Genomic DNA, 13,502 nt, shown 5'->3' with positions numbered 1-13,502 from the left:
CGGCCGGCGGCAGCCCGGCGGGGCCGGGCTGTCCGGGCTGACCGGACCCGCCGGGCTGCCGTGGAACGGGGGCGTGGGTGCCGGGAACTCGGGCGGCTCCGGCCGGCGGCAGGGCGGTGCGGTCGGGACCGGCCTGGTTCGGTGGGCGGTTGCCGGACTCGGGGAGCGCGCTGGGGGCCCCGGCGCGGGGCCCGGCACCGTGCCAGGAGGCGGCGCGCACGCCGTACGGATCGGCGATCTGCCCGGGCGGCCCGGCAGGGGGCGCGGCGGGCTGCCCGGCGGGCGGAAGCTGCTGAGGACCGTTGGCGGCCGGGTAGGGAGACGACCCCGCGCCCCCGCCGACCGGACGCGGGTACGGACCCGCACCGCCGTCCGACGGACGCTGCACCTGAGGGGCACCGCCCTCCACCGGATAGGGCGCCTGCCCGGCACCCCCGTACGGGGCCCCTCCAGGGGAGGACGCCTGCTGCCCCGCGCCGCCGTTGGCGTCCGGGGACGGGCGCGCGCCCGGAAGGGCCGTACGGCCCTGCTGGGCCTCCTGCACCCGTGCCGCGGCCCGAGCGCCGGCCCGGTACGCGGCGATGGCCCCGGCCCGCGCCGCCCGTACGTCCCCGCCGCTCCCCACGGCCCGGGGCGCGGGCGCTCCGCCGCCGCCCTGGTTGCCGCCCGCACCGGCACCACCGGCCGGCGGGAGCCCACCGGCGGCCCGCGCCTCGATCGCGGCGCGACGGGCCGCCTCGGGGTCGACCTCGACCGACACGGCGGCGCCCGCGCCGGCCTGCCCGCCGGGTCCGGACCCGGCGAAGCCCTCGCCGCCGTCCTCGTTCGGGGGGACCGGGTCGTACCCGCACAGCGCCTCTTCCGCGGCGCCGACGGCGAGTCCGGTCAGCATCACCCGTCCGTCGTCGCAGACGAGCACGGTCCGCGCGGTGATGTTCCGGTGCACCCAGCCGTGCGCGTGCAGCACCCGCAGCGCCATCAGCACGTCGGCGGCGACCTCGGCCGCCCGGTACGGCGTCAGCGGCTTCTCCGCGAGCAGCGCGGCCAGCGGCCTGGCCGGCACGAGTTCGCTGACGATCCACAGCGAGCCGCCCTCGGCGAACACGTCGAAGACCTGGTCGAGCCGGGGATGGTCGGGTATCCGGGCCGCCGCCTGCGCCGCCTCGACCGCCCGCCGCACGGCGGGGTCGGTGGGCCGCCGGGTACTGCCCCGGCCCGAGGGCCTGCGCGCCGCACCCCGCTCACGCGCGGTGAACCCGTCGGGCAGCCCCTCGGCGTCAAGGACCTCCGCCTCGACCACCTCGGGCAACGGCACCTGCCGGACCTGGACTTCCTGTCCGCTGTAGGTGTCGAAGGCGCGGGTCTCGGTGAGTTCGTACTCGTCCGAGGGCGGCAACGGCAGGCGGTAGCGGTCGGCGAGCACTCGACCCGCGTACTCGTCCACGATGCCTCCCCCGGCCGCCCGGTCGGTCAATTCCGTTCGCCTTGCGTGCCGTTGTGAGCCGGATGGCGGCTGCGTACGGTCCGCAAGCACTCACGATACGTGCCGGAGGCAACTCACCAAGAGGGGATGCCAGATCTCGGGCCCCAAACCGTGACCAGTCGCCGAACCCGGTGGATCACGACTTCGGTTCGAAGGACTTCGTCAGCGTCCGCCATGTGTCCTTACGCGTCTCACTGCCCCAATTGCCCGCCTTGGCCGTGTACATCAGCCCGTATCCGAGATCGTCGTCGACGACGAACCCTCGGTCGATGCTGCGGTACTTGGTACCGCCGTCGACATAGGTGAACTCCCAGTCGGCCGTGTTCCAGCCCCGGTAGTCCACCGCCTCTATTCGGATCCGCTGGTACTGGGAGCGCTCCATGTAGCCCTCCTGGTTCTTCCAGTCGGCGACCGGGTCGTCCTTGGGCTCGGTGGTCCAGCCGATGAGCAGCTTCTGCCCGTCGGGGCCGGTGAACCGGTCGCCCGCCGCGTCCGAGGACACGTGCTTCCACCCCTTGGGCAGGCCGATGGAGTAGCCCTGGCCGCCCTGGTGGGTGGCGGCGACGCCGCTGTCCGAAGCGTCGTCCGAGCCGTCGTCACCGGAGGATCCTCCGGAGGAGCCGTCGTCGTCCGCGTCGTCGCCGGACCCGGCGCTCGGGTCGGCGTCCGCCGAGGCCCCGGACCCGGCCGCGGGCGACCCGGTGCCACTGCCGTCCGGACGGGTACCGCCGCTCTCGTCGTCCCCGGGGCTCGCCCCGGCGCTCGACTTGGTCGAGGGCTTGGCGCCGGCGCCGCTCGCCGCGTCCTTGGAGTCGTCACCGCTGAACGCGATCGCCAGCACCACACCGAGCACGGCGACGATCACCACGGCGATGATGACCAGCGTCCGCCTCGGCACCACGTCGGTGATCGGCGCCCTGCGCACCGGCCTGGGCGGCAGATCCGGCGGAGTCATCACGGGCCACCCGGAACCACGCGCGCCCGACTGCCCGTTGCCACCACCACTCCGCTGCCCGCCACCACCGGACGCACCTCCAGCGGCACCGCCCGAGGCACCTCCCGAGGGAGTCGCGGTCGTCGCACCGGAGACCCCGCGAGCCCCCGGCCCCGAACCGGCACCCGGCACCGAACCGCCACCCGACCCCGAACCGGTCGACGGCGCCTCGGAACCCGCCTTGCTCCCGCCCGACTTGGCGCGAGCGGTCGCGACCGCCCCCGACCCCGCCGCGACGGCGGCCTTGCGCACGGAACGCAGCGCCCCGCGCAACCGCTCCCCGGCCTCCCCCGAACCGCCCCTGCCCTCGGGCGCGTCGGGCTGCGCGGGCAGCGGCACGACCTTCGTCGCGTCCTGCGGCTCGGCCGCCCTGGGCGCGGGCGCGTGAATGACGTCGGTCAGCATCGACCGCGCGCCCGCGTCGTCGAGCCGCTGGGCCGGGTCCTTGGTGAGCAGCCCGTGGATGACGTCCCGCAGCGGCCCGGCGTTCTTGGGCTCCTCCAGCGGCTCGGTCATCACCGCGGTGAGCGTCGCGATGGCCGAACCCTTGTCGTAGGGAGGCACTCCCTCGACGGACGCGTACAGCAGGCCACCGAGCGACCACAGGTCGGCGGCGGGTCCGGGCTTGTGCCCGCGGGCCCGCTCCGGGGAGATGTAGGAGGGCGCGCCGACGAGCATGCCGGTGGAGGTGATGGACGGGTCGCCCTCGACCTGGGCGATGCCGAAGTCGGTGAGCACGACCCGGCCGTCCTCGGAGATCAGCACGTTGGACGGCTTCACGTCACGGTGCAGGATGCCCTGGCGGTGGGCCGAGCGCAGCACGTCGAGGACCGCGAGCCCGACCTCCGCCGCGCGCTTCGGTTCCAGCAGGCCGTCCTCCCGGATGACCTCGGCGAGCGACTTGCCCTCGACCAGCTCCATCACGATCCAGGGCCGGTCGTCCTCCTCGACCACGTCGAAGACGGTCACCGCGCTGTTGTTGCGGATCCTGGCGATGGCCTTGGCCTCGCGCAGCGTCCGCGTGATCAGCCGGCGCTTCTCCTCCTCGTCGATGTTCGTGGGGAAGCGCAGCTCCTTCACGGCGACGGTGCGGCCCAGGGTCTCGTCCTCGGCGCGCCACACGGTGCCCATGCCGCCGCGGCCCAGCACATCTCCCAGCCGGTACCGCCCGGCGAGGAGACGTGCGCTGTTGTCCTGACGGGATGCCCCCGCCCGCTCCGCCTCCGACATGCGTCCCCTCATGCAACCCGCCCTGACAGAGCCTCCATTGTCCCTCACCCGACAAGTGCCCGACGCCCAGGGTGCCCCTGGTGCGCGAGAGCTCCGCAACCCGGGGACACCCCCGGCGAAACCGAGCATTCCGCACCCTGGATGATGGGCGCGACAAGGGAGGCCGCCGCCATGCCACCGCTCCGGACCCTACTCGGCGTTCCTGTGGCCATGGCCCTGCTGTGCCTGACCCCCGCAGCGTCCTCGGCGCCCCACGTCGCGGCCACCGACCCGGCGCTCGCCCGGCTCGTCACCCGGGGCGGCGCCCCGGCCGCCGCTCTCCTCGCGAGGGACGGGGACGGCTCCCGCTTCGCCCGGGCCGGCCGCGGTATCGCCTACGCGGACCACTTCCGGGCGGGCAGTCTCACCAAGACCTTCGTGGCGACCGTGGTGCTGCAACTGGCCGCCGAACAGAGACTGTCCCTCTCCGACACCGTGGAGCGGCATCTGCCGGGCCTGGTGCGCGGGGCGGGGAACGACGGGCGGACCCTGACCCTGCGCTCCCTGCTCACCCACACCAGCGGTCTGTACGACTTCACCGCCGACACCGGGGGCCTCGTCCCCCTCACGGCCCGTCAGGCCGTACGCCTCGCCATCGCCCACCCCCCGTCGCAACGCGGCCACTTCGCCTACTCCAACACCAACTACGTTCTGCTCGGCCTGGTCGTCGAGCAGGTCACCGGCCGCTCCTACGCGGCCGAGGCCGAACGCCGGCTGATCACTCCCCTGGGCCTGACCGGCACCTCCTTTCCCGGAGCCCGTGTCGCGCTCCCCTCCCCGCACGGCCGCGCCTACTCCACCGCCGGGCACGACGTCACCGAACTCGACCCGCGGGTGGCCGGAGCCGCGGGCGAGCTGGTGACCACGCTCGCCGATCTGGACCGCTTCTACTCGGCCCTGCTCGGCGGCGAACTGCTGCCCCCGCGCCGGCTGCGCGAGATGCTCGACACCCGTGCCGCGCACGGCAGGTACGGCATGGGCCTGTTCCCCGTGGAGCTGCCGTGCGGCACCACGGTGTGGGGACACGACGGCCGCATCTCCGGCAGCTACGTGCGCACCGCGGCCACCGTCGACGGACGTCATGTCCTCACCTTCCGGGTGAACACGACAGCGGTCGCAGATCCCGGACTCGAACGCCGGCTGCTCTCCGCCGAGTTCTGCCCCCGCACCTCGTAGAACGGCCGGGCCCCGAACGGAGATCCCCGCTCACCACACTCGTTCGAGTGAACGCAGCAAGGTGAGCGGGGAGGCGTCACAGCAACGAGGCGTCACAGCAACGAGGCGCCACACCGGCAGGCATCACAGCGGGCAGGCGTCACAGCGGCACGATGTCCGGCGCCCCCAGCCGCGCCGCGTCCGCGGTCAGGTCGTCGGGCTGCCGCTGGGACTCCCGCTCCGCCTCCACCCGCTTCTCGTAGTGCTCGACCTCGCGCTCGATGTGGTCCTTGTCCCAGCCGAGCACCGGCGCCATCAGTTCCGCCGCCTCCCGCGCGCTGAGCGTGCCGCGGTCGAAGGTCTCGATGGAGATGCGGGTGCGGCGGGTGAGGACGTCGTCCAGGTGCCGCGCCCCCTCGTGGGAGGCCGCGTAGACCACCTCGGCGCGCAGGTAGTCCTCGGCGGCCCGCAGCGGCTCGCCGAGTCCCGGGTCGGCGGCGATGAGGTCGAGGACCTCCTCCGCCATCGAGCCGTACCGGTTCAGCAGGTGCTCCACGCGCACCACGTGCAGTCCGGTCCGCGCCGCGATCCGGGCACGGGCGTTCCACAGCGCCCGGTACCCCTCCGCGCCCAGCAGCGGGATGTCCTCGGTGACGCACTCGGCGACCCGCAGGTCGAGTCCGTGCACGGCCTCGTCCACCGCGTCCTTGGCCATGACCCGGTACGTCGTGTACTTGCCGCCCGCCACGACGACGAGCCCCGGCACCGGATGGGCCACCGTGTGCTCGCGCGAGAGCTTGCTGGTGGCGTCGGACTCACCGGCCAGCAGCGGCCTCAGCCCGGCGTACACGCCCTCGACGTCGTCCCGGGTGAGCGGCACCGAGAGCACGGAGTTCACATGCTCCAGCAGGTAGTCGATGTCCGCGCTGGAGGCGGCCGGATGGGCCTTGTCCAGGTCCCAGTCGGTGTCCGTGGTGCCGATGATCCAGTGCCGGCCCCAGGGGATGACGAACAGCACGGACTTCTCGGTGCGCAGGATCAGCCCGGTCGCGGAGTGGATCCGGTCCTTGGGCACGACCAGGTGGATGCCCTTGGAGGCCCGGACGTGGAACTGGCCCCGCTCGCCCACCATGGCCTGGGTGTCGTCGGTCCACACCCCGGTGGCGTTGACGACCTGCTTGGCGCGGATCTCGTACTCCCCGCCGCCCTCGACGTCCTGCACCCGGGCGCCGACCACCCGCTCGCCCTCGCGCAGGAACCCGGTGACCCGGGCGCGGTTGGCGACCTGGGCCCCGTACGCGTAGGCGGTGCGCACCAGGGTGGCGACGTAGCGGGCGTCGTCCATCTGGGCGTCGTAGTACTGCAACGCCCCGACCAGCGCCTCCCTCTTCAACGCGGGCGCCACCCTGAGTGCCTGACGCCTGCTCAGGTGGCGGTGGACGGGCAGGCCCCGGCCGTGCCCGCGGGCCATCGACATCGCGTCGTAGAGGGCGACGCCGGAACCGGCGTAGAGCCGCTCCCAGCCCTTGTGCTGGAGGGGGTAGAGGAAGGCCACCGGCTTCACCAGGTGCGGGGCGAGCCGCTCCAGCAGCAGGCCGCGCTCCTTGAGCGCCTCGCGGACCAGCGCGAAGTCGAGCATCTCCAGATAGCGCAGGCCGCCGTGGATCAGCTTGCTGGATCTGCTCGACGTGCCCGAGGCCCAGTCACGCGCCTCGACCAGGCCGGTGGACAGCCCCCGGGTCACCGCGTCCAGCGCGGTGCCCGCGCCGACCACTCCGGCGCCCACGACCAGCACGTCCAGCTCACGCTCGGCCATTGATGCGAGTGACTCGGCGCGCTGCGCCGGCCCCAGTGTCGCTGTCCTCACCGCTGCCTCCCGCTGTAGGTCCCGCCGGCCTCACCCGTGGGGCGAAGCCCGGTCAAGTCCCCCATGCCCAGAATTCTGACCGGCTTGCCCGACTTCAGCCACCAGTCGCCCCCAGCCTGTGGACAACCTTCACCACCCCGTCCGGCCGCCGTCGCCCGAGCGCCGGAAAGACACAGTGGATCAATGCCGTATTTCGGTCATATTTACTCCTAGTCTGACATTGCGCTCGCTCATTCTGTCCACAGCGCTTGCGCACCTGTCCCGCTTCGGCTACTGGGAAGGACGGCCCACGCCATGCCCGCAGATCTCGCCGTCATCGGACTCGGCCCGTTCGGCCTGCCGCTGGCCCAGACCGCCGTGGCGGCCGGCATCCCCACCCTCGGGTACCGCACCGGGCCTGAACCCGGGTCACTCAGCCCGGCGGAACTGCGCCGGATGCTCGCGGCGGGCTTCCGGCACGCCACCAGCCCGGCCGAGCTCGGCCGGGTCCGCACCGCCGTCATCTGCGCGCCGACCCCCCGCGGCGCCGACGGCGGCCTGGACCTCGGCCAGGTCGAGACGGCCGCCCGCACCCTCGCCGGGCACATGCGCCCGCACACCACGGTCGTCCTGGAGTCCGCGGTCCCCCCGGGCACCACCGAGGACTTCCTGCGCCCCCTGCTCGAAGAGGGCTCCGGCCTGCGCGCGGGACGCGACTTCCACCTCGCCTACTCGCCCAGCCGGGTGGACCCCGGCAACCGCGACATCGCGCCCGCCGCCACCCCCCGGGTGATCGGCGGCCTGACCCCGGCCTGCACGGAGTCGGCGGCCGCGTTCTACTCCCGGCTCACCGACAAGGTCGTCCGCGCGCGGGGCCCGCGCGAGGCGGAGACGGTCCAGCTGCTGGAGACCAACTACCGCCACGTCAACATCGCCCTCGTCAACGAGATGGCCGTCCTCTGCCAGGAACTGGGCGTCGACCTGTGGGACGTCATCCGCTGCGCGGAGACCAAGCCCTACGGCTACCAGGCCTTCCGCCCCGGCCCCGGGGTCGGCGGCCACGCGGTCCCCCAGGAGCTGCCCGTCCCCACCGGCCGCACCCTGCGCATGGTCGAACTGGCCCAGCAGGTCAACAACCAGATGCCCCGCTACGTCGTCCAGCGCGCGGCGACCCTGCTCAACGAGCACGGCAAGTCGGCCCGCGGCGCGCGCGTCCTGCTGCTCGGCGTGACCTACAAGCCCGACCTCGCCGACCAGCAGTCCACCCCCGCCGAGGAGATCGCCGTCCGGCTGATGAGCCTCGGCGCCTCCGTCAGCTACCACGACCCCCACGTCCCGTCCTGGAACGTCCTGGACCGCCCGCTCCCCCGCGTGGACTCCCTCTACGAGGCGGCGGCCGACGCCGACCTGACGATCCTGCTCCAGCAGCACCGCACGTACGACCTCCAGGCCCTGTCGGTGAAGGCGCAGCTGCTCCTGGACACCCGGGGCGCCACGCCCACGGGGGCGGCACACCGCCTCTGAGCACCACGCCCCCGACACGCGCGAAAAGGCCGCAGGCACCACGCCCCCGACACGCGCGAAAGGGCCGGCCCCCACAACGGGGACCGGCCCTCAAGACACGCCGTACGGGTCAGCGCTGGTGCTGCGAGTCCGCGACCGTCACCTCGACGCGCTGGAACTCCTTCAGCTCGCTGTACCCGGTCGTGGCCATGGCCCGGCGCAGCGCGCCGAAGAAGTTCATGGAGCCGTCGGGGGTGTGCGAGGGGCCCGTCAGGACCTCCTCGATGGTGCCGACCGTGCCGAGGTCGACCTTCTTGCCGCGCGGCAGCTCCTCGTTCACGGCCTCCATGCCCCAGTGGTGGCCCTTGCCGGGGGCGTCCGTGGCGCGGGCCAGCGGGGAGCCCATCATCACGGCGTCGGCGCCGCAGGCGATGGCCTTGGGGAGGTCGCCGGACCAGCCCACGCCGCCGTCCGCGATGACGTGCACGTACCGGCCGCCCGACTCGTCCATGTAGTCCCGGCGGGCCGCCGCCACGTCCGCGACGGCGGTGGCCATCGGGACGCGGATGCCGAGGACGTTGCGCGTGGTGTGCGCGGCGCCGCCGCCGAAGCCGACCAGGACGCCGGCCGCGCCGGTGCGCATCAGGTGCAGGGCCGCGGTGTAGGTGGCGCAGCCGCCGACGATGACCGGGACGTCCAGCTCGTAGATGAACTGCTTCAGGTTCAGCGGCTCGTGCGAGGAGGAGACGTGCTCCGCCGAGACCGTGGTGCCGCGGATGACGAAGATGTCCACGCCCGCGTCGACGACCGCCTTGGAGAACTGGGCGGTGCGCTGCGGGGAGAGCGCGGCCGCCGTGACCACGCCGGAGTCGCGCACCTCCTTGATGCGCGCGCCGATCAGCTCCTCCTTGATGGGGGCGGAGTAGATCTCCTGGAGCCGGCGGGTGGCGGCCTCGGTGGGCAGCTCGGCGATCTCGTCCAGCAGCGGCTGCGGGTCCTCGTGGCGGGTCCACAGCCCTTCGAGGTTGAGCACGCCGAGGCCGCCCAGCTCACCGATGCGGATCGCGGTGGCCGGGGAGACGACCGAGTCCATGGGGGCGGCGAGGAAGGGCAGCTCGAAGCGGTAGGCGTCGATCTGCCAGGCGATCGAGACCTCCTTCGGGTCCCGCGTACGACGGCTCGGAACGACGGCGATGTCGTCGAAGGCGTACGCCCGGCGGCCGCGCTTGCCGCGCCCGATCTCGATCTCAGTCACGTCTGTGGCCTTTCCCTGATGCGTTTCAGCGTCTTCCAGTATCGCCGACGGGCACGGCGAGGGCGGCCCCGGAGGTCCCGGGGCCGCCCTGCTGGAGCCTTGTGGTGCCTGGTGACTACTTGTTGCGGCTGTAGTTCGGCGCCTCGACCGTCATCTGGATGTCGTGCGGGTGGCTCTCCTTGAGGCCCGCCGAGGTGATCCGGACGAACTGGCCGTTGGCCTGGAGGTCGGGGACGGTCCGGCCGCCGACGTAGAACATCGACTGGCGCAGGCCGCCGACCAGCTGGTGGACGACCGAGGAGAGCGGGCCGCGGTAGGGCACCTGGCCCTCGATGCCCTCGGGCACCAGCTGCTCGTCGGAGGCGACGCCCTCCTGGAAGTAGCGGTCCTTGGAGAACGACTTGCGGTCGCCGCGGGACTGCATGGCGCCCAGCGAGCCCATGCCGCGGTACGACTTGAACTGCTTGCCGTTGATGAAGAGCAGCTCGCCCGGCGACTCGGCGCAGCCCGCGAGGAGCGAGCCGAGCATCACGGTGTCGGCGCCCGCGACGAGCGCCTTGGCGATGTCGCCGGAGTACTGGAGGCCGCCGTCGCCGATGACCGGGATCCCGGCCTCCTTGGCGGCGAGCGAGGCCTCGTAGATGGCGGTGACCTGCGGGACGCCGATACCGGCGACGACCCGGGTGGTGCAGATCGAGCCGGGTCCGACACCGACCTTGATGCCGTCCACGCCGGCGTCGATCAGGGACTGGGCGCCGTCCCGGGTGGCGATGTTGCCGCCGATGACGTCGACGCCGCTGGAGTTGGACTTGATCTTGGCGACCATGTCGCCGACCAGCCGGGAGTGGCCGTGCGCGGTGTCCACGACGATGAAGTCGACGCCGGCCTCGATCAGGGCCTGGGCGCGCTCGAAGGAGTCACCGGCCACGCCGACCGCGGCGCCGACCAGCAGGCGGCCCTCGCCGTCCTTGGCGGCGTTCGGGTACTTCTCCGCCTTCACGAAGTCCTTGACCGTGATCAGGCCCTTGAGGATGCCCGCGTCGTCGACCAGCGGAAGCTTCTCGATCTTGTGCTTGCGCAGCAGCTCCATGGCCTCGACACCGGAGATGCCGACCTTGCCGGTGACCAGCGGCATCGGGGTCATGACCTCGCGGACCCGGCGGGAGCGGTCCGACTCGAAGGCCATGTCCCGGTTGGTGACGATGCCGAGGAGCTTCTTCTCGCCGTCGGTGACCGGCACGCCGCTGATGCGGAACTTGGCGCAGAGCGCGTCGGCCTCGGCGAGCGTGGCGTCCGGGTGCACGGTGATCGGGTCGGCCACCATGCCGGACTCGGAGCGCTTGACCAGGTCGACCTGGTTGGCCTGGTCCTCGATGGAGAGATTGCGGTGCAGGACGCCGACGCCGCCCTGGCGGGCCATCGCGATCGCCATGCGCGACTCGGTGACCTTGTCCATGGCGGCGGACAGCAGCGGGATGTTGACCCGGACGTTCCTGGACACGTACGAGGCGGTGTCGATGTCGTCGGGCGCCATGTCGGACGCGCCCGGCAGCAGCAGCACATCGTCGTAGGTCAGCCCGAGTGTCGCGAATTTGGCGGGCACTCCGTCGACGTTGGCAGTCATGACACCTTCCCCAAATGGCCTTGATCGGTGCGGATGTCCATGCTAACGGGAAGCGCGGTGAGCTAATTCCACAGTTCCCGGCCGCCCCGGGCTTCGTATGTTCGTATATTTCTACGGAGTCGAGGGGATGCCCGTTCAGGAGCGGCCGGGTTACTGCTCGGCCAGTGCCCGCAGTCGGCTCAGGGCCCGGTGCTGGGCCACTCGGACCGCTCCGGGTGACATTCCCAACATCTGTCCCGTCTCCTCCGCGGTGAGCCCCACCGCGATCCGCAGGAGCAGCAGCTCTCGCTGGTTCTCGGGGAGGTTGGCCAGGAGTTTCTTGGCCCAGGCGGCGTCACTGCTGAGCAGGGCGCGCTCCTCGGGACCGAGGGAGTCGTCGGGACGCTCCGGCATCTCGTCGGAGGGCACCGCGGTGGAACCGGGGTGCCGCATCGCGGCCCGCTGGAGGTCGGCGACCTTGTGCGCGGCGATGGCGAAGACGAACGCCTCGAAAGGGCGCCCGGTGTCCTTGTAGCGCGGCAGGGCGAGCAGGACGGCCACGCAGACCTCCTGCGCGAGGTCCTCGACGAAGTGGCGGGCGTCGCCGGGCAGCCGGGACAGCCGGGTGCGGCAGTAGCGCAGCGCCAGGGGGTGGACATGGGCGAGCAGGTCGTGCGTGGCCTGCTCGTCCCCGTCCACGGCGCGATGGACGAGTGCACCGATCGCCCCTGCGGCGGTCGCCGCCTCGTCGTCGCGCATCGGTCCATGGTGCCTTGCGGCGTCGTGGTCCGTGGCACCGCGTCCGATGTTGTGCACCGAAGCGTTATGAGCAGGTGCGCCGGAACTCATCTCCTGCGCCCTCCCCTTTTGCTCGACCGACTTGTCCCCGAGAGACTCCACATCTCAAGGATGCGGCATCCGCGACGAAACGAGCAGCGGGCGTCGAACCCGCGCCCCCCAGAGGGGCGCGGGAAACCCCGCGACCAGCCACGAACGGCCCACACCGAGGCGATGACCTCAGGGACCGAGGTGTCAGCGAACCAGTCCCCATCGGAACCCGAGCGCCACGGCGTGGGCCCGGTCCGACGCGCCCAGCTTCTTGAACAGCCGGCGGGCGTGCGTCTTCACGGTGTCCTCGGAGAGGAACAGCTCACGGCCGATCTCCGCGTTGGAGCGGCCGTGACTCATGCCCTCCAGCACCTGGATCTCGCGCGCGGTGAGCGTGGGCGCGGCGCCCATCTCGGCGGAGCGGAGCCGGCGGGGGGCCAGACGCCAGGTGGGGTCGGCCAGCGCCTGCGTCACGGTGGCCCGCAGCTCGGCGCGCGAGGCGTCCTTGTGCAGATAGCCCCGGGCGCCTGCGGCGACCGCGAGGGCCACGCCGTCCAGGTCCTCGGCGACGGTGAGCATGATGATCCGCGCACCGGGGTCGGCGGACAGCAGCCGCCGGACGGTCTCGACGCCGCCCAGGCCGGGCATGCGCACGTCCATCAGAATCAGGTCCGAGCGGTCGGCGCCCCAGCGGCGGAGGACTTCCTCGCCGTTGGCAGCCGTCGTCACGCGCTCGACGCCGGGCACGGTCGCGACCGCGCGGCGGAGCGCCTCTCGGGCAAGCGGGGAGTCGTCGCAGACGAGGACGGAAGTCATGGCCGCCCTCCGCAGCTGATGCACGTCACCTTGAGCCTCCAGGCTGGTACGAATCTTCACCTGAGCGGTCGACCGTCTCGGACGCCTGCCCGAGCGCTTGTTCTTTCAACCGCCTCCGCACTCTCAACGACGGTCACTCGAAAGAGTTACGGGGCCATGCGTCGTCTTCGGCACTCTACGTGAGGGGGCGGACACGGTGGAGACATGACGTGCCGACCCTCGCCGTTTCATCACAAGCGATGCCCCATTCAGCCCTTTTTCTTCCCTTTTGCTGGTGTCTGAGGCTAGATTCGCAATGAGTCATATTTTCATCTCCTTAGATCGTAGATGTACGGTCGTGGACACCGTATCCGCCCAGAACGGCTACAAGGGGTCACGCAATGGCAGATTTCTCCCGCCTTCCCGGACCGAACGCTGACCTGTGGGACTGGCAGCTGCTGGCTGCCTGCCGCGGGGTCGACAGCTCGCTCTTCTTCCATCCGGAGGGCGAGCGCGGTGCGGCGCGGAGCGCTCGTGAGAACTCGGCCAAGGAGGTCTGCATGAGGTGCCCGGTCCGCGCGCAGTGCGCGGCGCACGCGCTGGCGGTGCGCGAACCGTACGGCGTGTGGGGTGGCTTGACCGAGGACGAGCGCGAGGAACTCATGGGGCGGGCGCGGCACCGGCTGGTGTCGGCGTCGGCCGGCGGCGAGGCCGCTTCGAACAACTGAAGGAACGTTTCTCCACCTCGGGGCACGCCCACGCGTGCCCTTC

10 protein-coding genes are annotated in these 13,502 nt (G+C 72.2%); 3 read left to right on the top strand and 7 right to left on the bottom strand.

Annotation, left to right across the window (positions count from 1 at the left end; genetic code table 11):
• A partial coding sequence (locus AB0E07_RS32395) for a protein kinase (RefSeq protein ID WP_362260120.1) occupies positions 1–1,444 on the bottom strand: 1,444 nt, incomplete at its 3' end.
• 175 nt (positions 1,445–1,619) lie between these two features.
• Positions 1,620–3,707 (bottom strand): serine/threonine-protein kinase, encoded by a 2,088-nt coding sequence (locus tag AB0E07_RS32390; protein ID WP_362260124.1) that lies wholly within the window; start codon positions 3,705–3,707, stop codon positions 1,620–1,622.
• Positions 3,708–3,878: 171 nt separating this feature from the next.
• On the opposite strand from AB0E07_RS32390, the gene AB0E07_RS32385 reads away from it, so the two are divergent.
• On the top strand, positions 3,879–4,922 hold the full coding sequence (locus AB0E07_RS32385) for a serine hydrolase domain-containing protein (RefSeq protein WP_362260118.1): 1,044 nt from the start codon (positions 3,879–3,881) through the stop codon (positions 4,920–4,922).
• Between the two features lie 139 nt (positions 4,923–5,061).
• Here AB0E07_RS32385 and AB0E07_RS32380 read toward each other — a convergent pair whose 3' ends face one another.
• Positions 5,062–6,768 (bottom strand): glycerol-3-phosphate dehydrogenase/oxidase, encoded by a 1,707-nt coding sequence (locus AB0E07_RS32380; protein ID WP_362260116.1) that lies wholly within the window; start codon positions 6,766–6,768, stop codon positions 5,062–5,064.
• A 294-nt stretch (positions 6,769–7,062) separates the two neighbouring features.
• Between AB0E07_RS32380 and AB0E07_RS32375 the strand changes: the two genes are divergently transcribed.
• Positions 7,063–8,271 (top strand): nucleotide sugar dehydrogenase, encoded by a 1,209-nt coding sequence (locus AB0E07_RS32375; RefSeq protein WP_362260114.1) that lies wholly within the window; start codon positions 7,063–7,065, stop codon positions 8,269–8,271.
• A gap of 109 nt (positions 8,272–8,380) precedes the next feature.
• On the opposite strand, the gene AB0E07_RS32370 is transcribed toward AB0E07_RS32375, so the two are convergent.
• The 4 genes from AB0E07_RS32370 to AB0E07_RS32355 form a co-directional block, all read right to left on the bottom strand.
• Positions 8,381–9,505, bottom strand: coding sequence for a GuaB3 family IMP dehydrogenase-related protein (locus tag AB0E07_RS32370; RefSeq protein ID WP_362260112.1), 1,125 nt, complete (start codon positions 9,503–9,505; stop codon positions 8,381–8,383).
• Between the two features lie 115 nt (positions 9,506–9,620).
• Positions 9,621–11,129 (bottom strand): IMP dehydrogenase, encoded by a 1,509-nt coding sequence (gene guaB, locus AB0E07_RS32365; protein WP_362260110.1) that lies wholly within the window; start codon positions 11,127–11,129, stop codon positions 9,621–9,623.
• Positions 11,130–11,279: 150 nt separating this feature from the next.
• Positions 11,280–11,867: a sigma-70 family RNA polymerase sigma factor gene (locus tag AB0E07_RS32360; RefSeq protein WP_362260108.1), complete on the bottom strand. Its 588-nt coding sequence runs from the start codon at positions 11,865–11,867 to the stop codon at positions 11,280–11,282.
• Positions 11,868–12,140: 273 nt separating this feature from the next.
• Positions 12,141–12,752, bottom strand: a complete 612-nt coding sequence (locus tag AB0E07_RS32355; protein ID WP_003948568.1) for a response regulator transcription factor — start codon at positions 12,750–12,752, stop codon at positions 12,141–12,143.
• Between the two features lie 380 nt (positions 12,753–13,132).
• Between AB0E07_RS32355 and AB0E07_RS32350 the strand changes: the two genes are divergently transcribed.
• Entirely contained in the window at positions 13,133–13,459 is a 327-nt protein-coding gene (locus AB0E07_RS32350) for a WhiB family transcriptional regulator (RefSeq protein ID WP_362260106.1), read from the top strand.
• Positions 13,460–13,502 lie beyond the last annotated feature (43 nt).

The organism is Streptomyces sp. NPDC048002, from assembly GCF_040653275.1.
Taxonomy (GTDB): Bacteria; Actinomycetota; Actinomycetes; order Streptomycetales; family Streptomycetaceae; genus Streptomyces.
Note: the sequence above shows the minus strand (reverse complement) of the source record. Positions and strands in the feature narration are given on the sequence as shown.